At 45.3% G+C, this 23,615-nt stretch carries 23 protein-coding genes, 1 tRNA gene and 1 riboswitch; of the genes, 13 read left to right on the top strand and 11 right to left on the bottom strand.

Features of this window, described 5'->3' with window-relative positions:
- Positions 1-221 precede the first annotated feature (221 nt).
- Positions 222-1,103 (top strand): flagellar protein MotY, encoded by an 882-nt coding sequence (gene motY / locus H2O73_RS06630; protein WP_182107802.1) that lies wholly within the window; start codon positions 222-224, stop codon positions 1,101-1,103.
- 72 nt (positions 1,104-1,175) lie between these two features.
- Here motY and H2O73_RS06625 read toward each other — a convergent pair whose 3' ends face one another.
- The 10 genes from H2O73_RS06625 to H2O73_RS06580 form a co-directional block, all read right to left on the bottom strand.
- Positions 1,176-1,613: a DUF2753 domain-containing protein gene (locus H2O73_RS06625; protein WP_182107800.1), complete on the bottom strand. Its 438-nt coding sequence runs from the start codon at positions 1,611-1,613 to the stop codon at positions 1,176-1,178.
- A 112-nt stretch (positions 1,614-1,725) separates the two neighbouring features.
- The gene (gene gloA, locus H2O73_RS06620; protein ID WP_182107798.1) at positions 1,726-2,142 is read right to left on the bottom strand and encodes a lactoylglutathione lyase; all 417 of its coding nucleotides are present in this window, start codon (positions 2,140-2,142) and stop codon (positions 1,726-1,728) included.
- Positions 2,143-2,246: 104 nt separating this feature from the next.
- Complete coding sequence (nth, locus tag H2O73_RS06615; RefSeq protein WP_182107796.1) at positions 2,247-2,882, bottom strand: endonuclease III; 636 nt, start codon at positions 2,880-2,882, stop codon at positions 2,247-2,249.
- A gap of 67 nt (positions 2,883-2,949) precedes the next feature.
- The gene (locus tag H2O73_RS06610; RefSeq protein ID WP_182107794.1) at positions 2,950-3,639 is read right to left on the bottom strand and encodes an electron transport complex subunit E; all 690 of its coding nucleotides are present in this window, start codon (positions 3,637-3,639) and stop codon (positions 2,950-2,952) included.
- Positions 3,632-4,267 carry an electron transport complex subunit RsxG gene (rsxG, locus tag H2O73_RS06605; RefSeq protein ID WP_182107792.1) on the bottom strand — a complete coding sequence of 212 codons (636 nt, stop codon included), beginning with the start codon at positions 4,265-4,267 and terminating at the stop codon, positions 3,632-3,634. Before rsxG ends, H2O73_RS06610 begins: the two co-directional genes overlap by 8 nt.
- An 8-nt stretch (positions 4,268-4,275) precedes the next feature.
- A complete protein-coding gene (rsxD, locus tag H2O73_RS06600) occupies positions 4,276-5,322 on the bottom strand; it encodes an electron transport complex subunit RsxD (RefSeq protein ID WP_182107790.1) in 1,047 nt (348 codons plus the stop codon).
- Positions 5,322-7,895: an electron transport complex subunit RsxC gene (gene rsxC / locus H2O73_RS06595; protein WP_182107788.1), complete on the bottom strand. Its 2,574-nt coding sequence runs from the start codon at positions 7,893-7,895 to the stop codon at positions 5,322-5,324. The genes rsxD and rsxC overlap by 1 nt, the downstream gene beginning before the upstream one ends.
- Positions 7,896-7,903: 8 nt before the next feature.
- Entirely contained in the window at positions 7,904-8,488 is a 585-nt protein-coding gene (rsxB, locus tag H2O73_RS06590) for an electron transport complex subunit RsxB (protein WP_182107787.1), read from the bottom strand.
- Positions 8,488-9,069, bottom strand: coding sequence for an electron transport complex subunit RsxA (gene rsxA, locus H2O73_RS06585; protein WP_182107785.1), 582 nt, complete (start codon positions 9,067-9,069; stop codon positions 8,488-8,490). The genes rsxB and rsxA overlap by 1 nt, the downstream gene beginning before the upstream one ends.
- Positions 9,070-9,372: 303 nt before the next feature.
- Positions 9,373-9,448, bottom strand: a tRNA-Asn gene (locus H2O73_RS06580).
- Between the two features lie 553 nt (positions 9,449-10,001).
- Between H2O73_RS06580 and uvrB the strand changes: the two genes are divergently transcribed.
- The 3 genes from uvrB to luxU all read left to right on the top strand — a co-directional run bounded on the left by uvrB (position 10,002) and on the right by luxU (position 14,036).
- Positions 10,002-12,032 carry an excinuclease ABC subunit UvrB gene (gene uvrB, locus H2O73_RS06575; protein ID WP_182107784.1) on the top strand — a complete coding sequence of 677 codons (2,031 nt, stop codon included), beginning with the start codon at positions 10,002-10,004 and terminating at the stop codon, positions 12,030-12,032.
- A gap of 270 nt (positions 12,033-12,302) precedes the next feature.
- Entirely contained in the window at positions 12,303-13,688 is a 1,386-nt protein-coding gene (gene luxO / locus H2O73_RS06570) for a quorum-sensing sigma-54 dependent transcriptional regulator LuxO (protein ID WP_182107782.1), read from the top strand.
- A gap of 9 nt (positions 13,689-13,697) precedes the next feature.
- Positions 13,698-14,036, top strand: a complete 339-nt coding sequence (gene luxU / locus H2O73_RS06565; RefSeq protein WP_182107781.1) for a quorum-sensing phosphorelay protein LuxU — start codon at positions 13,698-13,700, stop codon at positions 14,034-14,036.
- Here luxU and H2O73_RS06560 read toward each other — a convergent pair.
- Complete coding sequence (locus H2O73_RS06560; RefSeq protein WP_182107780.1) at positions 14,022-14,909, bottom strand: YvcK family protein; 888 nt, start codon at positions 14,907-14,909, stop codon at positions 14,022-14,024. The genes luxU and H2O73_RS06560 overlap by 15 nt on opposite strands.
- Positions 14,910-15,102: 193 nt before the next feature.
- Positions 15,103-15,241, top strand: a riboswitch (molybdenum cofactor riboswitch).
- Here H2O73_RS06560 and moaA point away from each other — a divergent pair.
- The 9 genes from moaA to udp all read left to right on the top strand — a co-directional run bounded on the left by moaA (position 15,230) and on the right by udp (position 23,589).
- Complete coding sequence (gene moaA, locus H2O73_RS06555; protein WP_182107778.1) at positions 15,230-16,219, top strand: GTP 3',8-cyclase MoaA; 990 nt, start codon at positions 15,230-15,232, stop codon at positions 16,217-16,219. Its footprint overlaps the riboswitch before it by 12 nt.
- A gap of 74 nt (positions 16,220-16,293) precedes the next feature.
- Complete coding sequence (gene moaB, locus H2O73_RS06550) at positions 16,294-16,806, top strand: molybdenum cofactor biosynthesis protein B (RefSeq protein WP_182107777.1); 513 nt, start codon at positions 16,294-16,296, stop codon at positions 16,804-16,806.
- A 29-nt stretch (positions 16,807-16,835) separates the two neighbouring features.
- Positions 16,836-17,315, top strand: a complete 480-nt coding sequence (gene moaC, locus H2O73_RS06545; protein ID WP_182107775.1) for a cyclic pyranopterin monophosphate synthase MoaC — start codon at positions 16,836-16,838, stop codon at positions 17,313-17,315.
- Positions 17,312-17,557: a molybdopterin synthase sulfur carrier subunit gene (gene moaD, locus H2O73_RS06540; RefSeq protein WP_182107774.1), complete on the top strand. Its 246-nt coding sequence runs from the start codon at positions 17,312-17,314 to the stop codon at positions 17,555-17,557. Before moaC ends, moaD begins: the two co-directional genes overlap by 4 nt.
- A gap of 1 nt (position 17,558) precedes the next feature.
- Positions 17,559-18,014, top strand: a complete 456-nt coding sequence (moaE, locus tag H2O73_RS06535) for a molybdopterin synthase catalytic subunit MoaE (protein ID WP_182107772.1) — start codon at positions 17,559-17,561, stop codon at positions 18,012-18,014.
- Positions 18,015-18,274: 260 nt separating this feature from the next.
- Positions 18,275-18,691 (top strand): CBS domain-containing protein, encoded by a 417-nt coding sequence (locus H2O73_RS06530; protein ID WP_182107771.1) that lies wholly within the window; start codon positions 18,275-18,277, stop codon positions 18,689-18,691.
- 69 nt (positions 18,692-18,760) lie between these two features.
- Positions 18,761-20,203, top strand: coding sequence for an MATE family efflux transporter (locus H2O73_RS06525; protein WP_182107769.1), 1,443 nt, complete (start codon positions 18,761-18,763; stop codon positions 20,201-20,203).
- A gap of 73 nt (positions 20,204-20,276) precedes the next feature.
- On the top strand, positions 20,277-22,577 hold the full coding sequence (locus H2O73_RS06520; RefSeq protein ID WP_182107767.1) for a zinc/cadmium/mercury/lead-transporting ATPase: 2,301 nt from the start codon (positions 20,277-20,279) through the stop codon (positions 22,575-22,577).
- Between the two features lie 253 nt (positions 22,578-22,830).
- Entirely contained in the window at positions 22,831-23,589 is a 759-nt protein-coding gene (gene udp / locus H2O73_RS06515; RefSeq protein WP_182107765.1) for a uridine phosphorylase, read from the top strand.
- Positions 23,590-23,615: the final 26 nt, after the last annotated feature.

The raw sequence follows: 23,615 nt of genomic DNA, 5'->3' as shown, positions 1-23,615 counted from the left end.
ATCAACATTAATTTGCATTTAAGTTGGGTGAGCCGCCTCTTAATCAACGTGTGATGGACAACACGTAAAAATTGAGCATAACTCGGTGAAATATGGAGCAGTCAACGGCTACTGGCTAAAAGTTGGCGGGAATATTGCTTTGTAAGATAGGGTGCTTAGTTGCGAGCGAAAAACTGGCAAATATGTGCCGCGAAAGAGTGAATTTCAGAGAACGGTATAGAATGAAGAATCGGATTGTTACTAGTTTAGCGTTTACCATTGCTCTCTTTAGTGCAAATAGTTGGGCTATGGATAAGAGCTATGGCGCCTCGCCCACGCAATCCCAATGGCAAATGGTGGTGAATACACCATTGCAGTGTCAACTGGTTCATCCGATCCCAAATTTTGGTGATGCTGTTTTCACCTCGATAGCCAGCAAAAAGATAAACCTCGATTTTGAACTAAAAATGAAACGTCCTATGGGCGAAACGCGAGATGTTTCATTAGTGTCAATGCCGCCAGCATGGCGACCTGGTGACAGCGCAGACCGAATGACCAATATCCGCTTTTTTAAACAGTTTGACGGTTATGTTGGCGGGCAAACGGCGTGGAGTATTTTAGGTGAACTAGAAAAAGGGCGTTACCCGACTTTTAGTTATCAAGAATGGCAGAGCCGAGACCAGCGTGTGGAAGTGGCATTGTCTTCGGTACTTTTCCAACAAAAATACAATGTTTTCAGTGATTGCGTCGCCAATTTATTGCCTTACAACTTTGAAGATATCGCTTTTACTATTTTGCATTACGATCGCTCAAGTGTGCAGTTGAACAAAGCGTCGCAAAAACGGTTGGCACAAATTGCCGAGTACATCCGTTACAACCAAGATATTGATTTGGTGTTGGTATCGACCTACACCGGTTCTGAAGACAGTAAGAGTGGAAGCCAAGCACTTTCTGAGCAACGAGCGGATGTATTGCGTGATTACTTTAAGTCGATAGGTTTGCCTGAAGACCGTATTCAAGTGCATGGCTATGGTAAACGTAGACCAATAGCCGACAATGCTTCGCCACTTGGTAAAGATAGAAACCGACGAGTAGTGATATCGCTCGGGCGAACACAGGTATAGCCTTAAATAAAAACCAGCCAATAGGCTGGTTTTTTTATACGGGTGACAGGTGATAAATGAAGGCGCTCTGCGTTAATGCAACTTGAATTTGGCGATGAGGTTACAGTTGGTTGCAGTGTCGATATCTTGAACCATTCTGGCGATCTTGGCATTAGGGTGGCGTTTCATAAATTCAACTAAGGCTTTTTTACAACACCCCATAGAATCAACAAAAGCATCGCAATTGGTATTTGGACATTGTGGCACTAGGGTGAGTACTTTTTCTGAAGCAAGTTTTAAGTACTTGAGCTCGTACTTAACATCGCCAATAGTACGCCAAAATGAGGCGAGATTATGGCAAGAAATCACCGAGATCAGTAATCTATCTTCAACTTCTATTTGTGTCGATTGGCTGATCCTTTCACTAACGGTAAGCGCTTGCTGGTAGTGCAAGACAGATCTTAGGTGGTCCTGCTCTTTCATCGCTATATCAGCAAGTAAGGTGTGTTTCTCCCAATCTGAAATGTCCATTTTGCCAACCTCATTAAAATAGGTTGCTCAATATTAAATGATACTCATTATCATGTAAAGTAAAAATAAAAGGGCAGCTGTGTGCCACCCTTCGCTTGAGTTTTTGCTAGATTTAGCCTTCAAGCCCTGCTGAAGCATCAGAGTTTTGAATCAACTCAATCATGTAACCATCTGGGTCTTTAACGAAAGCAATATGCGTTGTACCGCCTTTGACTGGACCAGCTTCACGAGTGATGTTGCCACCTGCAGCTTTGATCGCGTCGCAAGTTGCATAGATATCATCAACACCGATAGCAATATGACCAAAAGCAGAGCCTAGGTCGTACTCACTGGTTCCCCAGTTATAAGTCAGTTCGATTACCGCACCTTGCGATTCGTCGCCAAAGCCAAGAAAAGCGAGGGTATATTGGTATTCAGTATTGTCATTTTTGCGCAATAGCGTCATGCCCATTACGTCTTGGTAAAATTCAATTGATTTGTCTAAATCACCGACGCGAAGCATAGTGTGTAAGATACGTCCGTTTGACATGGTTCACTCCCGTTTTTAACCTTTGCTAATATTATCATGATTTTACAGCTGGAAGTCAGATTGAATACCGTTTGCTTCCGCTGGGTTACACGTCAGTCTTTTCTTTATACTTCTGTTTTTTCAGAGTACTCACACAAGTCTTCGATGATGCAACTACCACAGCGAGGTTTGCGTGCCACGCAAGTGTAGCGCCCATGGAGAATTAACCAGTGATGAACATCAAGCTTGAATTCTTTTGGTACGACTTTCAGTAGCTTTTCTTCTACTTGATCGACATTTTTGCCCATCGCAAGCTTAGTGCGATTTGAAACGCGGAAAATGTGCGTATCAACAGCGATGGTTGGCCAACCAAAGGCAGTGTTCAACACCACATTAGCGGTTTTCCTGCCAACACCGGGCAGCGCTTCTAATGCTTCACGATTTTCTGGAACTTCACCACCATGTTTTTCCAGCAAAATTTTGCAGGTTTTGATGACGTTCTCTGCTTTTGAATTAAATAAACCGATGGTTTTGATATAGTCCTTAACACCATCGACACCCAAATCAAATAGGGCTTGAGGTGTGTTGGCAATAGGATAAAGCTTGTCTGTTGCCTTATTTACACTAACGTCAGTTGCTTGTGCTGAAAGCAACACGGCTATCAATAACTCAAATGGCGAATTCCAGTTCAATTCTGTTTGCGGGTTAGGGTTGTTCTCCCTTAACCGTTTGAGAATCTCAACTCGTTTGGTGTTGTTCATTTTGTTGGCTGCTTCCAGTGTCGATTTATAGTTATATTTTCAATTGAGGCTAGGAGCATCGCGCCACTTAATTAGTTACACGTGCACGCTCAATACTTGATTTTTCTTGTTTTGGCTGACGCTGCGCCAGCTTTTTATCGATGATGTTTTTAAGAGCAATTAAAAAGCCAACACCAATAAATGCGCCTGGCGGCAATAGCGCCAGTAAGAAGCTGTTATCGAATTGGAATATTTCGATACGTAATGCTTTTGCCCAATCACCTAGCAGTAAATCGGCGCCATCAAAAAGCGTACCGTTACCAATGATTTCGCGCATGGCACCGAGTACAACTAAAACACTCGTCATGCCTAACCCCATCCATAGACCATCAAGGGCGGCAGGTAGAGGCTCATTTTTAGAGGCAAAGGCTTCCGCTCGACCAATGATAATACAGTTGGTCACAATCAAAGGAATGAAAATCCCGAGTGATAAATAGAGACCATATGCGTAAGCATTCATTAGCAATTGAACACAAGTCACCAGCGCTGCGATGATCATTACAAACACCGGAATGCGCACTTCTTTAGGCACATAATCACGCACTAATGAAACACTGACATTCGAGCTAACCAACACCAAAAGAGTGGCAACGCCTAAGCCTAAAGCGTTGGTTACAGTAGAAGAAACCGCAAGTAGTGGGCACAAGCCCAGTAGTTGAACTAGGGCAGGGTTGTTGTCCCACATGCCGTTTTTAAATAGTTGCTTGTTATCAGCCATGATTTCCTCCGCAGTCGCGAGGTTGAGCGAGTAGCTGCTGCTGGTTTTGGTTGATGTAATCGACGGTGCGTTTCACGGATTTAACTACCGCTCGTGGCGTAATGGTTGCGCCAGTAAACTGGTCAAACTGTCCACCGTCTTTGCGTACATGCCAACTTGATTCATTGTCAGCGGTCGCTTGTTTACCCGCAAATCCCAAAATCCAGTCACTGACACGTAAATCGATCTTATCGCCCAAGCCAGGGGTTTCTTGATGAGACAATACGCGAGTACCGGTAATGGTGCCGTCCAGTTGTACGCCAACAATAATCTTAATTGCGCCGTTGTAACCATCAGGTGCGATGGCCTCGAGTGCGATCGCACTTGGTTTACCCTGCATTGTTGCTATGTAAGCTGGCATTGGCATCGTCGTGCCGAGAGCTGGTGATTGAACCAGAGTGCAAGCCTCGTAAAGTACATTATCGTGCATCTCTTGAGGGATGACCTGATTAAGCACAGAGAGTAATTGTGCCTGTTCTTGTAGTTTTATCTGATCTTTCGTCAGGTACTGAGTCAGTGCAACTAGACCTGTTGACGCACAAGCAAAGATAGCAAGCACAAGACCATTTTTTCGAATTGCTTTTAACATGCTATCCCTTAGTGACCATAAGTGCGTGGTTTAGTGTAGTAGTCGATTAACGGCACACACATATTGGCAAGTAGTACAGCAAATGCCACGCCGTCAGGGAAGCCACCCCAACTGCGGATAATAAAGACCATCACACCGATGAAAGCGCCAAAGATCAGGCGACCTTTTACCGTTGTAGAAGCAGATACCGGATCGGTTGCGATAAAAAATGCCCCTAACATAGTCGCACCTGAGAATAGATGGATGATTGGCGACGCCGTTTGATCGGGTGTAATAACCATAAATAGACCGCTAACGATAAATAGGCTAGCAAGGAAGCTAACCGGAATTTGCCAGCTAATAACACGTAGCTTGAGCAGGGCAATGCCCCCAGCTAAGTAAGCAAGGTTGACCCACTGCCAACCAAGACCAGCTAGTGCGCCAAACTGTGGTTGAGTTAATGCTTCACTTGCGGTGCTGCCAGCCATTAAGGCAGTTTTAAAGCTGTCTAATGGTGTCGCCATGGTTACACCATCAATGCCAGTTCGAATCTGTTGCAGTGACAGCCCTTCAATATTAAAACTAGTAAAAATTAGCGAGAAGGCATCGCCCATACTAATGGGAGTTGCTTGCAGTTCCACAGGTGAAATCCAACTGGTCATTTGTACTGGGAACGAAATCAAAAGAACTACATACGCTACCATGGCAGGGTTAAATGGATTTTGCCCAATACCACCGTATAAGTGCTTGGCGATGACGATTGCGAAAATCAAACCAATGACAATCACCCACCATGGAGAAAGTGGAGGAATAGCAATCGCAAGCAGCCATGCTGTTACTAGCGCACTGTTGTCGCGTAGAGCTGACATTGGTGGACGCTTGCGAAGTAGCATGACCATTGCTTCAAGACCCAAGGCAATAACGATAGCCATTACCAATTGAATCAGTGTTCCCCAACCAAAAAAGTAGGTTTGGGCAATCAGACCTGGAAGGGCGCAAATCGCTACCCACTTCATAAGATCAGGAGTGCTTCTGCGGCTATGCGCATGGGGTGAGCTGGCAATAAAAAAGGCCACTACTCTTTCTCCTCAAATTGTTTTTGTTGTTCTTGTTGTGCTTTACGAGCCTTCGCGCGTGCAATGGCAGCGGCAACCGCCGCTTTCTTTGGATCTTCAGTAGCAGGCGTGTCTTCGACTGTCGTTGCTGGCTCATTCGCCGCAGCGTCACTCGCTTTTGCTGACTCTTGCTCTGCTTTACGAACTTTGGCGCGGGCAATGGCAGCGGCAACTGCCGCTTTCTTTGGATCTTCAGCTACAGGCGCGTCGTCTTCTACTGGCGTTGCGGGTTCATGCACCGCAGCATCACTAGTAGTTGCAGACTCTTGCTCTGCTTTACGAGCTTTCGCGCGGGCAATGGCAGCCGCAACCGCCGCTTTCTTTGGATCTTCAGCTACAGGCGCGTATTCGACTGTCGTTTCTGGTTCATTCGCCGTAGCGTCACTCGCTTTTGCTGACTCTTGCTCTGCTTTACGAGCTTTGGCGCGAGCAATGGCGGCGGCAACCGCCGCTTTCTTTGGATCTTCAGCGGCAGGCGTATCTTCTACTGCCTTTTCTGGTTCATTTGCCGCAGCGTCACTCGCCGTTGCTGAGCCTTGCTCTGCTTTGCGTGCTTTAGCGCGGGCAATGGCAGCAGCCACAGCGGCTTTTTTCGGATCGTCTGTCGCTGGGGCATCGTTCTGCTCTTTGCTGTCAGCTACTGGTGCTTGCTCTGCTTTACGAGCCTTAGCACGGGCAATAGCGGCAGCGACGGCAGCTTTTTTGTCCTCAGCAGGAGCGGTTGGCGAACCGTCTGCTTCAGCTTGCTGAGCCTTTTTCGCTTTAGCACGAGCAATGGCGGCGGCAACCGTATCTTTTTTCTCATTTGGCTCTGATGAAGATGACTCTTTTTCTGCTTTGCGTTCACGAGCTAGGCGTTTACGCTCTTCACGCAGCTTCGTCATTTCACTATTGTCTGGCTCGTTGCTACCTTGCTGCTGAGCTTGTGCTTGTTTTGCTTTCGCTCGGGCAATGGCAGCGGCAACCGCAGGTTTTACGTTTGATTCTTGAGATTCCGGTTTTGCTTGCTGGGCTTTCACGCGAGCAATGGCCGCAGCTATTGCGTCATCACCACCAGAGGATTTCATCTCCTGACGACGATCATCCGCTGCTTTCTTGAAGCGATTTTCACGCTCAGCCTTGTCACGCTCCATGCGAGCTTTCTTGTGTTCAAAACGCAGTCTTGCTCTTTCTGATGCTTCCGCTTCTTCTTTGCGAGTACGAATTTCTGCTTTTGCTTGGCGGTAGTATTTCACCAGTGGAATTTCGCTAGGGCAGACGAAGGCACAAGCACCGCACTCAATACAGTCTTTGAGGTTGAGTTCTTCGCACTTATCGTATTCTTGGGCTTTTGCATGCCACTGTAACTGTTGTGGTAGCAGTGAGGCAGGGCAAGCTTCAGCACATTTCCCACAACGAATACACGCCATTTCATATTGTTCGATAGAAATTTCACGGCGAGTGGGTGCTAAAATACAGTTCGCTGTTTTGGTAATTGGCACATTGGTGTGCGGCAGGGTAAAGCCCATCATTGGACCACCCATAATCAGACGCGGTGCTTTTTTATCTGCACTGTATTCAAATTCATTAAGCAGAGCTTGGACTGGCGTACCGACGAGCGTCCATACGTTTTGTGGCTGCTTAAAGGTATTTCCCGTTAGTGTGACGATACGTTCAATTAAAGGTTCGCCATGGCAAACAGCACGTTGAATTGCGTATAACGAGCCAACGTTTTGCACTAACAAGCCAATATCTGCCGGAATACCAGTGTTTGGCACTTCTTTATTCGTCAGTACTTTAATTAGCTGCTTTTCACCACCTGAAGGGTACTTAGTTGGGATCACTCGGATAACAATATCTTTGTGTTTAGCGGCTTGCTCTAAGGCTTGTACGGCTTGTGGTTTGTTATCTTCAATACCGATGATGGTTAATTTCGGCTTGAGGATATGTTCGACAATCTCAATACCTTGCACGATAGCATCGGCATGCTGCTGCATTAAGACATCATCGGCGGTGATATAAGGCTCACATTCGGCAGCATTAACAATCAGAATTTCAGTTCGACCTAGACCTGCCTGAATTTTTTTCGCCGTTGGGAAGCCCGCGCCACCCATACCGGACACACCAGCCTGACGAATGATTTCAATTAAAGCATCAGGGGTAAGGCTTTGATAATCTTCTACTGGGTTGAGTTCAAACCACTGTTCTTGAAAGTCAGGTTCAATCACCACACACAGTTCAGATAGACCAGACGGATGCGCAGTCGTTCTTGGTTCAATCGCTGTGATCACGCCAGAAGTGGGCGCGTGAATTGGTAGCATAAAGCTGGTGTCGTATTTGGTCAGAGGTTGACCTTTCAGTACGCGTTCACCAACGGAGACAATCAAGTTGCCCGGCTTACCGATATGTTGTTTAACGGGTAGCACAAGTTCGTTGGCAATTGATGCACGAGCAATGGGCGTTTTAAGGGATTGACGTTTATTCTCTGGTGGATGAACACCTCCGGGAAAGTCCCAAAGTGCACCCGTTTTAATTTGTTTGATTAATGACAACATACCAGCCCTTAACTCACACTTTTCTGCGCTTTGGCAGAATCGGTAATATCAACAACAGCAATGGCGTTTAATTGCCACTTCCAATTCGCTGTAGTGGTTTCTACAGGGATCATTTCAATACAATCCGTTGGACAAGGTGCAACACATAAGTCGCAACCGGTACATTCATCCTTAATCACTGTGTGCAAAGCCTTAGTGCCACCAACAATGGCATCGACCGGACAAGCTTGGATGCACTTGGTACAACCAATACACATATCTTCATGAATAAAAGCGACGGTTTTCACCGCTTCATCAAGGTTATGTGCCGACTCTGTGGCTTCAACACCCATAAGAGCGGCAAGCTTTTCTATTGTGGCTTGCCCACCCGGAGGGCATTTATTGATCGCGTCACCGTTGGCGATGGCTTCAGCATAAGGTCGGCAACCAGGGTAACCACACTGACCACACTGTGTTTGCGGTAAAATTTCATCGATTTGATCGACGATAGGATCCGCTTCAACTTTAAAGCGAATTGACGCAAAGCCTAAAATAGCGCCAAAAGTAGCGGCTAATGCCACAAGGGCAACAATGGCGATTAATATTGAACTCATTAAAGCTTCACCAAACCTGTAAAGCCCATAAAGGCAAGAGACATTAAGCCCGCGGTGATCATCGCAATGGAAGCACCTCTAAATGGAGTAGGTACATCAGCCACGGTAATACGTTCTCGCATAGCAGCGAAAAGGATCAATACCAGTGAGAAGCCAACCGCAGCACCAAAACCATAGATAATAGACTGGATGAAATTGTGGTTCTCATTAATATTCAGTAAGGCAACACCCAATACAGCACAGTTGGTTGTAATGAGAGGTAGGAAGATCCCCAGCAGGCGGTAAAGCGTCGGGCTGGTTTTATGTACGACCATCTCTGTAAACTGAACCACAACGGCAATCACGAGAATGAAACTCATCGTACGTAAATATTGCAGCCCCAAAGGTGCCAAAATATAACTTTCGACGAGATACGCGCATACCGAAGCGAGAGTTAGCACAAATGTTGTTGCTAACCCCATACCAATAGCTGTCTCTAGTTTTTTAGAGACACCCATAAATGGACATAAGCCCAAGAACTTCACCAGTACAAAGTTGTTGACCAGCACAGTGCCAACCAACAACAAAAGATATTCGGTCATAGTTATTTAGTTAAAGAATTCCGATCCCAATATTATCCCGCTTTGCTCAGTCAATAACAACCAACTAAAGGTAAGGATTTCAATTGCTGATTAAAAATTATACGCAAAAATCGACAATAGAGACTGCCCAATCGTTTTCGAGCAATTTTACGCTAGTGAAAACTTATATTGCTGAAGGGTAAGTCGATGGCTTGTAAGAAAGGTAAGGGTGAGTGAGCGATATTTTTATATGCTTGTCTGGCAACGCATTAGTCTAGAAAAACGAAAAAAGCCCAATCGACAGATTGGGCTCTTCTCTAAATTTGGCTCCTCCTGCTGGGCTCGAACCAGCGACCTGCGGATTAACAGTCCGTCGCTCTACCAACTGAGCTAAGGAGGAATTGCTTTTAGCGCTGCGAATATTATCTATCTGCCAATTAAGTGTCAATAGCTTTTCAGCGGCGGATTTGAAAAATTAATCAAGAAAAAGGGCTTTACATTTCGCTAAGCCACGCCACTAAAGGGCTCTATTTAGTTATCCACTAAAATTGTGGATAAGTATGTTAATTACGCTTTAATAAGTAATTGGCAGGCGAAATATTAGGCATTTAACGGATGTGTATGAAAGAAAAAGATCGTTGCTAAAGTGCTTTTATAGCAATGCTTTACGAGGTTTTAAGTTGATAACTTAAGCGAATTGTGAATAAAAGATCTTTTTGATTTTTTAACTCGAAAAGTGATTTTTGTGTATAAGCTGTGAATGATGAAGAGTGGTTTTTGAGGCTGATTGACTCAATAGGGTCGGGCATATTATCAGCTTCTTCATCAAGGATCTAGCGTAATTACTCGAGCAAGAACAAAAACCGAATTTAATTTTTTTGTATATTGCTTGAGTCTGTATATATATACAGACAAAATAGCGTCATCACCTAGAATAAGACTTCGAGGATGTCATGAGCAAACTGTACGACCTAGTCTCAGATTACAAACCATCGGGCGACCAACCTACAGCCATCAATCAATTGTTAGAAGGCTTGGATGCAGGGCTTGCCCATCAGACTCTGCTTGGGGTTACGGGTTCTGGTAAAACCTTCACTTTGGCTAATGTGATTGCAACGGCACAACGTCCGGCAATCTTTTTGGCACCAAATAAAACTCTGGCAGCTCAGCTCTATGGTGAGATGAAAGCATTCTTTCCTAATAACGCAGTCGAGTACTTTGTTTCCTACTACGACTATTATCAGCCAGAAGCGTATGTCCCCACCACGGATACCTTTATTGAGAAGGATTCATCGGTGAATGCCCATATTGAGCAAATGCGCTTGTCTGCAACCAAAGCGTTGCTTGAGCGTAAGGATGCGATCATCGTTGCATCGGTTTCTGCTATTTATGGTTTGGGCGATCCGCAGGCATATCTGCAGATGATGTTGCATATTCGTCGCGGCGATGTCATGGACCAACGAGATATTTTGCGCCGCCTTGCTGAACTGCAATATAGCCGCAATGATGTTGCTTTTGAGCGTGGTCAGTTTCGTGTTCGCGGTGAGGTGATCGATATTTTCCCAGCGGAATCCGCTCAAGATGCGGTCCGTATTGAAATGTTTGATGATGAGATAGATTGCATCAGTATTTTTGACCCTTTAACTGGCGCAGTGAAGCAGCGAGATTTGCCTCGTTATACCATTTACCCGAAAACGCACTATGTGACGCCACGTGAGCGTATTCTTGAGGCGATTGAAACGATTAAAGAAGAGCTCGCCCAGCGTAAAAAGTACTTGTTGGATAACAATAAATTACTGGAAGAACAACGTATTAGCCAACGTACACAATTTGATATTGAGATGATGAACGAATTAGGTTTCTGCTCAGGTATCGAAAACTATTCACGTTACTTGAGTGGTCGTAGTGAGGGTGAGCCACCTCCGACATTGTTTGATTACCTTCCGAGTGATGGCTTATTGATCATCGATGAGTCACACGTGACGGTGCCGCAAATTGGCGCAATGTTTAAGGGCGACCGTTCGCGGAAAGAAACCTTGGTTGAGTACGGTTTCCGCCTGCCGTCTGCTTTGGATAATCGCCCGCTTAAATTTGAAGAATTTGAAGCGCTCGCGCCACAAACTATCTTTGTCTCCGCAACGCCAGGAAAGTACGAGATGGAGAAATCCGCAGGCGAAGTAGCGGATCAGGTTGTTCGCCCAACGGGTCTATTAGATCCGCAACTCGAAGTACGTCCTGTTGCCACTCAAGTGGATGATTTGCTGTCAGAGATTCGAATTCGAGCAGGTAAAGATGAACGCGTACTGGTGACGACGTTAACTAAGCGAATGGCAGAAGATCTCACTGAGTACCTAACAGAGCATGATGTACGAGTACGTTATTTACACTCTGATATTGATACCGTCGAACGTGTCGAAATTATTCGAGACTTGCGTTTAGGTGAATTTGATGTGTTAGTGGGTATTAACTTACTTCGAGAAGGTCTTGATATGCCTGAAGTTTCTTTGGTTGCTATATTAGATGCAGACAAAGAGGGTTTCCTACGTTCTGAGCGTTCACTTATTCAGACAATTGGTCGAGCAGCGCGTAACATCAACGGTAAAGCAATATTGTATGGAGACAAAATTACCGGCTCGATGGAACGTGCCATTGATGAAACCAATCGACGCCGCGAGAAGCAAAATGCTTACAATGTAGAGCAGGGGATTGAGCCGCAACCATTGAAGCGTAATGTTAAAGACATTATGGAGTTGGGTGACATCAGCAAAGGGCGCAATCAACGCAATACCAAAGCGGTACCTTTGTCGAAAGTGGCTGAACCTTCACAAGATTACCATGTACTTTCGCCACAGCAGCTGGATAAAGAGATCAGAAAGCTGGAAGCGCAGATGTACCAACATGCACAGGATCTTGAGTTTGAACTGGCAGCCGCCAAGCGTGATGAGATAGAAAAATTGCGAGCGCAATTTATTGCTAACAGTTAGCGGTGAGGCTGAATTAAAGATAAAAAAATAGCCAATAGAAATGTTCTATTGGCTGTTATTTGTGAATACTAAGTTCACTAACAACGTCAGTTGGCTAGGTGACCCGTTAGGGTCATATAGTATTGAGCACTATTCATGCCAGTTTTGAATTACCGAAAATCATTAAAATTTATAACCTAGCTCGGTTTTTTTGTGGCTAAGATTTGCAAAATGCAATGCGCAATGCAATTATTGGTACAAAATGCAATCAAAAAGAGCATTGGCTAGGTTATGCAACAAAACACAACAAAACAAAAAACAAAATATCTATTAATGGTTGAAGATACCGCGTCGGTCGCAGCCTTATATCGTTCTTACCTTACCCCACTAGGTATTGATATCAATATCGTTGGTACCGGACGTGATGCAATTGAGAGCCTCTCGTTTCGCACTCCTGATCTGATTTTGTTGGATCTGCGTTTGCCTGATATGACTGGTATGGATGTACTGCATGAAGTAAAGCAGCAAAATCCAGATGTTCCCGTTATCTTTATGACCGCTCATGGTTCGATTGACACCGCAGTTGAAGCGATGCGTCATGGTGCGCAAGATTTTCTTATTAAGCCTTGTGAGGCCGACCGTTTGCGCGTTACGGTCAATAACGCGATTCGAAAAGCATCAAAGCTTAAAACTGAGGAAGGGATTAATCAGGGTTATCAGGGCTTTATTGGCAGTAGCCACACCATGCAGGCGGTTTACCGCACTATAGACTCTGCAGCATCAAGTAAAGCGAGTATTTTTATTACCGGTGAAAGTGGTACCGGTAAAGAGGTGTGTGCTGAAGCCATTCACGCTGCGAGTCAGCGCGGTGATAAGCCATTTATTGCAATAAATTGTGCCGCAATCCCGAAAGATCTGATTGAAAGTGAGTTGTTTGGTCACGTAAAAGGCGCGTTTACCGGCGCCGCGACTGACCGACAAGGCGCTGCGGAATTAGCCGATGGCGGTACTTTGTTCCTCGACGAGCTGTGCGAAATGGATTTGGATTTACAAACCAAACTGTTGCGCTTTATCCAAACCGGTACCTTCCAAAAAGTGGGCTCTTCCAAGATGAAGAGTGTCGATGTGCGCTTTGTTTGTGCCACCAACCGCGACCCTTGGAAAGAAGTGGAGCAAGGACGTTTCCGTGAAGATTTGTATTATCGTCTATACGTTATCCCACTTAATTTGCCACCATTGAGAGAGCGTGGTGAAGATGTCATTGAAATTGCATACTCTTTGCTAGGTTTTATGTCAAAAGAGGAAGGCAAGGATTTCATCAGGCTATCTCCTGAAGTGGTGGATTGCTTTGCTCGATATGAGTGGCCAGGGAACGTGCGCCAATTACAGAACGTATTGCGTAACGTAGTGGTACTTAATAACGGTAAAGAAATTCGCCTTGATATGCTGCCACCTCCATTAAATCAGCCGATGCCAGCGAATTCGGTGGTCTCACACCAAGAGAAAGAAATGTTGTCTGTTCATGATATTTTCCCGCTTTGGATGACAGAGAAAAGAGCAATTGAACAAGCGATTAAAGTGTGTGATGGCAATATACCGAAGGCGGCGGGGTACTTAGATGTTAGCCCGTCGACCATTTATCGCAAGCTGCAGGCATGGAACGAAAAGCAACTATAGTAGGGTGTCATGGACATTATCAATCAGCAGCAAGTTGAACGTTTAAAGCAAGAAATTGGTGCGGAAAATCTGCCAGTGTTGTTAGAGATTTTTCTTTCTGAGCTGAACCAATATAGGATGAAATTGACAGATTCGACCCATGATCAAGAGGCGTATTTAAAAGAAATCAGCCATGCACTCAAAAGTAGCGCCGCCAGTTTTGGCGCTGAGGCGTTGCGTAATTTGGCGATTGATTATGATGGAGCAGCAAAAGCAGGGGTGAGCCTTGCAAGTGCCGAGCAAAAACACGCAATGCTCGCTTTGCTTAAAGAGACTCACCAATGTTATGAAAAGCTACTGAGTCAGTAGCTCGATGACGGCATTGTTCAGTTTCTGACGATCATGTCGCCAGTCGCGGTTAGGCGAAGCAAGATCTGCTTGGACACAGTTCCAGCTAGCCAGTTCAGGGTGTTCTTGCGCGCCTAAAACGACATCAATTTTACGAGCCTGACAGGCTCTTTCACACCACTCGAGTTTCTCTTTGAGTGTCATTCGCCCTGCTGGGCCATATTCAGGCGATAAGTTCTCCACAAATACAAGCTTAGCCTTAGCGTTGTCGGCAATTGCTCTGCCTATTTCAGGGAGTAGCAATGGTGGCATAATACTGGTAAGAAAGCTGCCGGGACCAAGAATGATCATATCGGCTTGTTCAATCGCGCTCACACCTTCTTTCGTCGCCGGAACTTCAGGATCTAAATCTAATCGCTGTAGATCCGCTTCCATTTCGTCGACACTGGTCTCACCGGTGACCCACTTGCCATCTTTTGATAACGCCTTAAGATCGGAAGGGTGCTCTGACATTGGCACTAAATTGATATCAACTTTAAGCATATTGCGGATAAGGTTGATCGCATCAAGTGGACGAACGGAGAGGTTATCGAGTGCTGTTAGCATAAGATTACCTAGGTTGTGCCCATCTAACTCACCAGTACCTCTAAAACGGTATTCAAACATCATAGAGCTGATTGAAGGTTCAGTAATGAGCTGATTAACACAGTTCCGAGTATCGCCCCAAGCAATACCGCCTTGGCAATGACGAATACGTCCCGTCGAGCCACCATTATCTGTTGTAGTGACGATTCCAGTGGCATTTGAGCCGAAATCTTTCAATGCAGCGAGCATTCGTCCTAAACCGTGCCCACCGCCGATAGCGACAACTTTTTTTGTTGTGTAGATTGTCATTTAGTTTGTTCTTATTTCCAGCTATACCAACTACAATTTAAGATAATTCATTTGTTCAAGGTACTCAATACTGGGTAAATTGGGCTCAAAGAGCGTTTTTTTTTACTCAAAGGGTAGAATCACTTACATTTTTTAAGTATTTTATCTATCAGCTACCGTTGGGCTCACTGGTGTTAGATTTGTGAGTTGGTAACGGTTGCCATAACTCCGAGCTCATTAAGCTAAGTTCTATCATTGAATAAGCTTTGTGAGCCAGTGGCATGACGCCACCAGGGCATAATTGGAAATGATTATGCCTCCCGTGTTTGGAAAGGTGTTCCGTGGCGCAACAATTAGAAGATAAATTCCATCGCAAGTTTTATTACTTGCGTCTTTCTGTTACAGATGTCTGTAACTTTAAATGCACATATTGCTTACCTGATGGTTACAAACCATCGGGGCAGAAAAACTCGTCCTTTTTATCGCTACCAGAAATCCAACGTGTAGTCCGTGCTTTCGCAGATTGCGGAACCAGCAAGGTGCGCATCACTGGTGGTGAACCTAGTTTACGTAAAGACTTTACCCAGATTATTGAAACCGTTGCGAATACTAACGGCATTAGTAAGGTTGCGACAACCACTAACGGTTATCGAATGGAGAAGCAGGTCGAGGAATGGAAACAAGCGGGTTTAACGCACATCAACGTTAGTGTTGATAGCCTTGATCCACGCCTATTTCACCAAATCACCGGCGAAAACAAGTTTAATCAAGTCATGGCTGGCATCGAGCGGGCCTTTGAAGTGGGCTACTCGCAGATCAAAGTTAATGTCGTGTTGATGAAAGACCTTAACTCTCACCAGTTGCCACTTTTTCTTGATTGGATCAAAAACCGACCAATTCAGCTGCGCTTTATTGAGCTAATGCAAACGGGTGAGATGGATGAGCTGTTTAATAATCACCATGTTTCCGGTGTACAGATCCGCAATCAATTGATCGCCAACGGCTGGCTACTCAAAATTCGCGAGAAAAATGACGGTCCGGCACAAGTTTTTGTTCACCCTGATTATCAAGGTGAAATTGGATTGATCATGCCTTACGAAAAAGGGTTTTGTGAAAGCTGTAACCGTCTGCGTGTATCGGCTCTGGGTAAACTGCATCTTTGCTTATTTGGCGATCATGGCGTCGAGTTACGCGATCTTCTTCAGCAAGATGAGCAAGAACCACTATTAATTCAACGTATTCAAGATCAATTACAAACCAAATCTGTCAGTCATTTTCTTCAAGATGGCAACACAGGTATGACGCCGCATTTGGCGTCAATTGGCGGCTAATTATACAATCTTCCTAACAATTTATAGTCGGTATTAATCGACAAACAAACCAATCACAACAGGTAGGTGAGCAAATGGGTCATGCAGAAAGCAAGTTCCAACCAGCAAATATTGCAGTATTAACCGTGTCTGACACGCGTACAGAAGAAAATGATACTTCTGGTCGTTACCTTGTCGAAAATGCTCAAGACGCAGGCCACAACATTGTTGATAAACAAATTGTTATCGATGATATGTACAAAATTCGTGCAATCGTGTCACAGTGGATTGCTGATGATAACGTGCAAGCAATTATGATTACGGGTGGTACAGGTTTCACTTCACGTGACAGCACGCCTGAAGCACTAAAACCACTATTTGATAAAGAAGTTGAAGGTTTTGGTGAACTGTTCCGCTTGGTTTCTTATGAAGAAATCGGTACTTCAACTATTCAATCACGTGCGATTGCGGGTTTTGCTAACCATACGGTTATTTTTGCAATGCCTGGTTCGACAGGTGCTTGCCGTACCGGTTGGACCAAGATCATCAAGCAACAGCTTGACGCGAGCCACCGTCCTTGTAACTTTATGCCACACCTGTCGGTTTAATCGCTGTCTGAATTATACGCGGAGCAATCATGAACCAGTTTACCCATATTAATGCTTCTGGCGAAGCGAACATGGTTGACGTATCGGGCAAGGCAGAAACAGTACGTGAAGCACGCGCTGAAGCATTTGTTCATATGGCACCAGAAACCCTGCAACTGATCACTTCTGGTCAGCACCATAAAGGTGATGTATTCGCGACAGCGCGAATTGCAGGTATTCAAGCGGCAAAGAAAACGTGGGACTTAATTCCACTTTGTCATCCTCTGCTGCTTTCGAAAGTAGAAGTGCAGTTAGAAGCGAATGAAGCGGAAAACTACGTACGCATTGAATCGGTATGTAAACTGGCGGGTAAAACCGGCGTAGAAATGGAAGCACTTACTGCTGCTTCAGTTGCCGCATTGACCATTTACGACATGTGTAAAGCCGTACAAAAAGACATGGTAATTAGCCAAGTTCGTTTGCTTGAAAAGCTAGGCGGTAAATCTGGGCACTTTAAGGTGGATGCATGATTAAAGTTTTATTCTTTGCTCAAACTCGTGAGTTAGTGGGTATTGATGAGCTTCAATTGCAGGGTGAGTTTCATACCGTTGAAGAGTTGCGTTCTCACCTTGCTGAGCAAGAAGGTAAATGGGATTTAGCGCTAGATCCTGGGCGCTTACTTGCTGCTGTGAACCAATCTATCGTACCACTAACACACCCAATCTCATCCGGTGATGAAGTGGCATTCTTTCCCCCAGTGACAGGGGGTTGATATGGACTCTCGTGTTTCTGTTCAGGTTGAAGACTTCAATGTTGGTGATGAGTACCAAGCATTAGCGCAAAGCAATGCTTCAGGTGCAGTGGTTACCTTTGTTGGTAAAGTTCGTGACATGAACTTAGGCGACGATGTTGTCGGTTTGTCACTTGAGCACTACCCAGGTATGACTGAAAAGGCTCTGCTTGAAATATGCAATGAAGCAGAGCAGCGTTGGTCACTTGAAGGTATTCGAGTGATTCACCGAGTGGGTGATATGAGCACCGGTGATCAAATCGTTTTTGTTGGTGTTGCCAGTGCGCACCGTGGTGCGTCTTTTGAAGCATGTGAATTTGTGATGGATTACCTAAAAACCAAAGCACCGTTTTGGAAAAAAGAGCGTACGACAGCCGAGACTCGTTGGGTCGATTCGCGAGATTCTGACGCCAAAGCTGCTGAGCGTTGGCAGAAATAGAATAGAGTGGAAGTTAGTTTATCGAAAGGTCATAGGCGAAAGCGTATGACCTTTTTTTGTGCATAGTTAGAATTTGTTGTAGAGCCTATTTTCCCCTTCTGCGGCGTTGATAAAATCTTCACATAGAGCATTGATTGGTAATTCCTATCAGAAAAATTGCTGCTTTCCATTTAGTAAAATCAAGAAATTAGGCGACACTTACCTTAACCAACATTTTTGCAGCAGTGCGCAAAAGTCAGTTGCACGATAAGGAGACGAGAATGGAATCGTTGAAAGTAAAAGACTACATGACATTACAAGCCGTAACGTTTAAACCAGAAATGTCACTCAGTGCAGCCTTAGGTAAGGTGATGGGCTCAGACTATCTTGGTGGTCCAGTTATCAATGAAAATAAAGAAGTCATTGGTTTTTTATCCGGGCAAGATTTACTCGATAAACTGATTAAAGTGAGTTACTTCTGTCAAGACACTCATATTGTGAGCGACTGTATGTCGACGGAAGTTCTGTCAGTGTCGTCAGATATGTCCGTCATTGAATTGGCTGAAATGATGCAAATTGGAAAACCCAAAGTGTACCCGGTGATCGATAGCGGAAAGCTGGTGGGTATAATTACTCGGAAAGATGTACTACGAGCAATTGCAAAAAATATCGATGAATGCTTTAAACATCCAGTATGATATCGATAGATTGTAAGAAGGCGCTGAGGCGCCTTTTATTTTTGCAAATGGATGTCTAAAGGATTCGCGATGACCGAGCAAAGCGCCAAGTTTGTTGAAGGATCGACCATGCGTCATATCCTTGTTATGTCAGGAGCTGGCTCGGTCGGCTTGATGGCGCTTTTTGTTGTCGACTTACTCGACATGTTGTTTATCAGTATGCTCGGTCAAGTCGAGCTAGCGGCGGCGGTTGGTTTTGCTGGTACCTTAGTCTTCTTCTCTACCTCCATTTCTATTGGTACATCTATTGCCATGGGCGCATTGGTTTCCAAAGCCATTGGCAGTAAGCAATTTACCTATGCCCGCGCTTTGAGTAGCAGTACGTTATTGACTGCGTTCGCGATTAGCTGTGTTGTTAGCGCGGTGATGTATAGCTTTATTCCAGAGTTACTCGCGGCGATAGGTGCCAAAGGTTTTGTAGCTGAGCGAGCACAAGCCTACCTGCAAATTATTATTCCGAGCGGACCCATTCTAGCGTTGGGCATGGCAGCCGGTGCAGCGCTGCGTGCTGCGGGCGACGCGAAACGCTCTATGTGGGCAACGCTTGCGGGGGGAATAGTTAATGCACTATTGGATCCCCTGTTTATATTTGTGTTCAATTGGAACGTTGAAGGGGCGGCGGCGGCATCTGTGATTGCACGTATCGCTGTGTTCTCTTTCTCTATCTACCCATTAATCAAAACCCATGATTTGGTGGCATTGCCCACGTGGTTTGCTTGGAAGAACAGCGCTAAGGCAATATTGGCCATTACTATTCCAGCCATCATTACCAATATCGCAACACCAATAGGTAACGCGATAGTGACCTCATCAATCGCCCAGTTTGGTGAAAACTTTGTCGCCGGATTTGCGGTAATAGGGCGATTAACCCCCGTTTGTTTTGCGGTAATTTTTGCGCTGTCTGGGGCGGTTGGTCCGATTATTGGACAAAATTTTGGGGCGGAGCGTTTTGACCGAGTGAAAGAAACACTGAATAACTCATTGTTGGTAACCACTGTGTACACCATCTTTGTCTGTATTGTTCTATATTTCGTGCAAGGTTTGATTATTAGTGGCTTTAGCTTAACAGGTGATGCCGCATTGATAGTGGCAACGTTTTGCACCTATGTAGCGGTGAGTTTCATCTTTAATGGCATGCAGTTCGTTGCCAATACTTCGTTTAATAATCTTGGTAAACCTCTTTATTCAACGGCTCTTAATTTGGGTAAAGCTACCTTGGGAACCCTTCCTTTTGTCCATCTTGGTGCCAGTTGGTTTGGCGCTGTAGGCGTTTTGTACGGACAAGCCGCTGGTACTATTGTATTTGGGTTGATTGCACTATGGGTGCTTCGCAAACATATTCGGGATCTTATGCAAGGGGAAGTGGCAGAATTGGCACCTAAAGATCCATCCATTACCAGTGTCAACACCACCCCATTTTGTAGTCACGATGCTGTTTTGATTGAAGAAGTTGCTGCTAATAAAGAAAATTAATTGATTAGAGGCTTGACCTTGGAGTGTACTCCAAGGTTTATGCTTAAGGTGTACAATGATAGGAGAATCAAATATGTGCACCAAACATGACGGCTGCTGTTCAAGCAAAACAGTGGCAACGCCAGCTCAATCAAGCTCTTGCTCTAGCCCAAAAGTGACCAGTATCAAAATGGCAACAGTTGCCACCTCTGAAGCTGCGTGCTGCTCGAGTTCAAGTTGCACGGCTGGTGGTGATCCTAGTGATGAGGAAAGCGACTCCGGTAGCATTACCCAAGCTCGTTATAGTCACAGTTGGAAAATTGATGGTATGGATTGCCCATCTTGTGCCCGCAAAGTTGAAACTGCGGTCAACAAGATTGAAGGTATCTTAGAAGCCAAAGTGCTATTTGCAACTGAAAAGCTGATCATTAAGTCAAATGATGCCGGCGTTGCAACAATAGTGGAGCAAGCCATTCTCGATACCGGGTTTACATTCCGCTCGCCAGATCAAAAAAATACCCCAAAGCCCACTGGTTGGTTATCCATCATTGCGCAGAATGCGCAAATAATTGCCATCGCCTCTGTGATGGTGTTGGCGGCTATTCTAAAACCATATCAGCCACAAATTAGTGAATGGCTTTTCATTTTGACCTGTCTGGTCGGTCTTTATCCTATCACTAAAAAAGCCGTTTCTTTGGCAAAATCAGGCACTCCTTTTGCTATTGAAACACTCATGAGTGTGGCTGCGCTTGGCGCTCTGTATTTAGGTGAAAGCGTCGAAGCGGCGATGGTGCTGTTGTTGTTTCTGATTGGTGAGCGCTTGGAGGCCTTTGCTGCTTCAAGAGCGAGGAGTGGTGTGCAAGCGTTAATGGAACTCGTTCCCGAAACAGCAACCAAGATTGTTGACGGTGATCGAGTCGAGGTGTCCGCCAGTGAACTTAATCTTGGTGATATCATTGAAGTTGCGCCGGGCTCACGTTTACCCGCAGATGGCAAAATCTTAACAGGCGGTGCAAGTTTTGATGAAAGTGCATTAACGGGTGAATCACTCCCGGTTGAACGTTTTGAAAATGAACCGGTGATGGCGGGTGCTGTCGTGGTTGATAAAGTGGTGCGTTTAGCCATTACCTCCAAACAAGGCGAGAACGCTATCGATCGAATTCTCCATTTGATTGAAGAAGCCGAATCACGCAAAGCGCCATTAGAACGATTCCTAGATCGATTCAGTCGATGGTATACACCGCTAATGATGCTGGTGTCATTGCTGGTGATCATCACCCCACCATTACTGTTTGCTCAACCGTGGGAAACTTGGGTGTATCGAGGATTGGCATTATTGTTGATTGCTTGCCCATGTGCATTGGTCATTTCAACACCAGCCGCGATCACATCAGGTTTGGCTGCGGCGGCTCGTCGAGGTGCGCTGATTAAAGGTGGTGCGGCACTCGAACAGTTAGGGCGTATTGAGTCAGTAGCATTTGATAAAACGGGCACTTTGACTAAAGGCAAGCCAGAAGTAACCGATGTTGTGGTGAGCGAAGGTGTTGAAGAGGCGTGGTTACTCAAACATATCGCGGCGATTGAGGTCGGATCTAGCCATCCATTGGCTGTGTCACTGGTGAAGCACGCGCAGAACAAGAGCATTGAATTACCAGAGGCAAATGACAAACAAGCGTTGATTGGCAGTGGTATTCAAGGCGCGATTAATGGTGTGGTTTACAAGGCGGTAGCACCGAGCCGACTTGAGTTTTCTCTAGCAGAAGAGATGAGTGACAAAGTATCACTGCTCGAAGACCAAGGTAAAACGGTGATAGTTGCGCTGCAAGATACTCAAGTGATCGGCTTGATTGCATGGCAAGATACTTTGCGTGAAGACGCTAAAAAAGCCGTAAAAGCGCTAAAAGAGTTGGGCATTCATTCAATCATGCTGACAGGTGATAACCCTCGAAGCGCCGCGGCGATCAGTGCTCAAATTGACATTGATTTCCAAGCAAGCTTGCTGCCACAAGATAAAGTGCATTATGTAGAGCAGTTATCGGAGCAACATAAGGTCGCGATGGTTGGGGATGGTATCAATGATGCGCCAGCAATGAAGGCATCAAGCATTGGTATTGCGATGGGAGGGGGGACTGATGTCGCGCTTGAAACTGCCGATGCGGCGATCACCCATAATCGTCTAATAGAATTAGCGTCGATGATTGAACTGTCGCGTGCAACGTTAAACAACATTCGTCAAAACATCGCGTTGGCGTTAGGTCTAAAAGGCGTATTCCTTGTTACCAGTTTACTGGGAATCACAGGGCTTTGGGTTGCTGTATTAGCTGACAGTGGTGCGACCGCTATCGTAACCTTGAATGCCTTGCGACTGCTGAAGTTCAAAAGCAAGGTTAACTAATCTTACCTCACATTAACTGCAAAAATAGCCACTAATCTCTTTTTAGTGGCTATTCTTTTTATGCAATAGATTGTCTTGAATTGCGAATAAATGTGATACCAACCGTTTTTATGTGCAAGTTGGATGTTTCTTACTTTCTTTAGTGTGATTGTTGTCACTTTTTAGCCGGTTTGAGTTGGTTAGAGTGGTTTTGTACCCAATGAATTTATAGAGCGAGCCTAGTTGCAGAGCTCGACGTAATAAGGAGTTTCCCATGTCTCAAGCTGTATTCCATTTAGGTATTACTGAAACTGATCTTGCAGGCGCGACACTTGCGATTATTCCAGGTGATCCAGCACGCGTGCAAAAAATTGCCGAAGAAATGGAAAATCCGGTATTTCTAGCGAGTCACCGTGAATACACTCTTTACCGCGCCGAGCTTGATGGTAAACCAGTTGTTGTTTGCTCTACCGGTATTGGTGGTCCTTCTACGTCAATCGCTGTTGAAGAGTTGGCGCAACTTGGCGTTCGTACTTTCCTACGTGTCGGTACTACGGGTGCGATTCAACCTCACGTCAATGTGGGTGATATGATTGTTACCACAGGTTCCGTTCGTCTTGATGGCGCAAGTCTGCACTTCGCTCCAATGGAATACCCAGCAGTGGCGGACTTCGATGTGGCAACTGCGATGAAAGCGGCCGTTGAAGAGTCAGGCGCACCAGTGCATATGGGTGTGACAGCATCGAGCGATACCTTCTACCCAGGACAAGAACGTTACGATACGTTTTCTGGTCGCGTTGTGAAGCGTTTCCAAGGCTCAATGCAAGAATGGCAAGATATGGGCGTACTGAACTTTGAAATGGAGTCAGCGACGTTGCTAACCATGTGTGCAAGCTCTGGTTTACGTGCGGGTTGTGTTGCGGGTGTGATTATCAACCGTACACAAAAAGAGATCCCTGATCACGCCACGCTAAAAGAGACTGAAGCGCGCTCAATTAAAGTGGTCGTTGAAGCTGCACGTAAAATGCTTTAACACTGATTCATATAGTCACGCAGCAA

Source organism: Vibrio marinisediminis (genome assembly GCF_014050145.1).
Classification (GTDB): Bacteria; Pseudomonadota; Gammaproteobacteria; order Enterobacterales; family Vibrionaceae; genus Vibrio; species Vibrio marinisediminis.
The sequence above is the reverse complement of the archived record's forward strand: the minus strand, read 5'-3'. Positions and strand labels throughout refer to the sequence as shown.

Bases quoted from the DNA above. Each gene is read 5' to 3' on its own strand.
- gloA (WP_182107798.1), bottom strand. From the start codon at position 2,142: ATGTCAAACGGACGTATCTTACACACTATGCTTCGCGTCGGTGATTTA.
- rsxB (WP_182107787.1), bottom strand. From the start codon at position 8,488: ATGAGTTCAATATTAATCGCCATTGTTGCCCTTGTGGCATTAGCCGCT.
- luxO (WP_182107782.1), top strand. From the start codon at position 12,303: ATGCAACAAAACACAACAAAACAAAAAACAAAATATCTATTAATGGTT.
- moaC (WP_182107775.1), top strand. From the start codon at position 16,836: ATGAACCAGTTTACCCATATTAATGCTTCTGGCGAAGCGAACATGGTT.
- rsxC (WP_182107788.1), bottom strand. From the start codon at position 7,895: ATGTTGTCATTAATCAAACAAATTAAAACGGGTGCACTTTGGGACTTT.
- moaB (WP_182107777.1), top strand. From the start codon at position 16,294: ATGGGTCATGCAGAAAGCAAGTTCCAACCAGCAAATATTGCAGTATTA.
- H2O73_RS06525 (WP_182107769.1), top strand. From the start codon at position 18,761: ATGACCGAGCAAAGCGCCAAGTTTGTTGAAGGATCGACCATGCGTCAT.
- rsxG (WP_182107792.1), bottom strand. From the start codon at position 4,267: ATGTTAAAAGCAATTCGAAAAAATGGTCTTGTGCTTGCTATCTTTGCT.
- H2O73_RS06520 (WP_182107767.1), top strand. From the start codon at position 20,277: ATGTGCACCAAACATGACGGCTGCTGTTCAAGCAAAACAGTGGCAACG.
- H2O73_RS06530 (WP_182107771.1), top strand. From the start codon at position 18,275: ATGGAATCGTTGAAAGTAAAAGACTACATGACATTACAAGCCGTAACG.
- luxU (WP_182107781.1), top strand. From the start codon at position 13,698: ATGGACATTATCAATCAGCAGCAAGTTGAACGTTTAAAGCAAGAAATT.
- H2O73_RS06610 (WP_182107794.1), bottom strand. From the start codon at position 3,639: ATGGCTGATAACAAGCAACTATTTAAAAACGGCATGTGGGACAACAAC.
- uvrB (WP_182107784.1), top strand. From the start codon at position 10,002: ATGAGCAAACTGTACGACCTAGTCTCAGATTACAAACCATCGGGCGAC.
- nth (WP_182107796.1), bottom strand. From the start codon at position 2,882: ATGAACAACACCAAACGAGTTGAGATTCTCAAACGGTTAAGGGAGAAC.
- H2O73_RS06625 (WP_182107800.1), bottom strand. From the start codon at position 1,613: ATGGACATTTCAGATTGGGAGAAACACACCTTACTTGCTGATATAGCG.
- motY (WP_182107802.1), top strand. From the start codon at position 222: ATGAAGAATCGGATTGTTACTAGTTTAGCGTTTACCATTGCTCTCTTT.
- udp (WP_182107765.1), top strand. From the start codon at position 22,831: ATGTCTCAAGCTGTATTCCATTTAGGTATTACTGAAACTGATCTTGCA.
- H2O73_RS06560 (WP_182107780.1), bottom strand. From the start codon at position 14,909: ATGACAATCTACACAACAAAAAAAGTTGTCGCTATCGGCGGTGGGCAC.
- rsxA (WP_182107785.1), bottom strand. From the start codon at position 9,069: ATGACCGAATATCTTTTGTTGTTGGTTGGCACTGTGCTGGTCAACAAC.
- moaD (WP_182107774.1), top strand. From the start codon at position 17,312: ATGATTAAAGTTTTATTCTTTGCTCAAACTCGTGAGTTAGTGGGTATT.
- moaE (WP_182107772.1), top strand. From the start codon at position 17,559: ATGGACTCTCGTGTTTCTGTTCAGGTTGAAGACTTCAATGTTGGTGAT.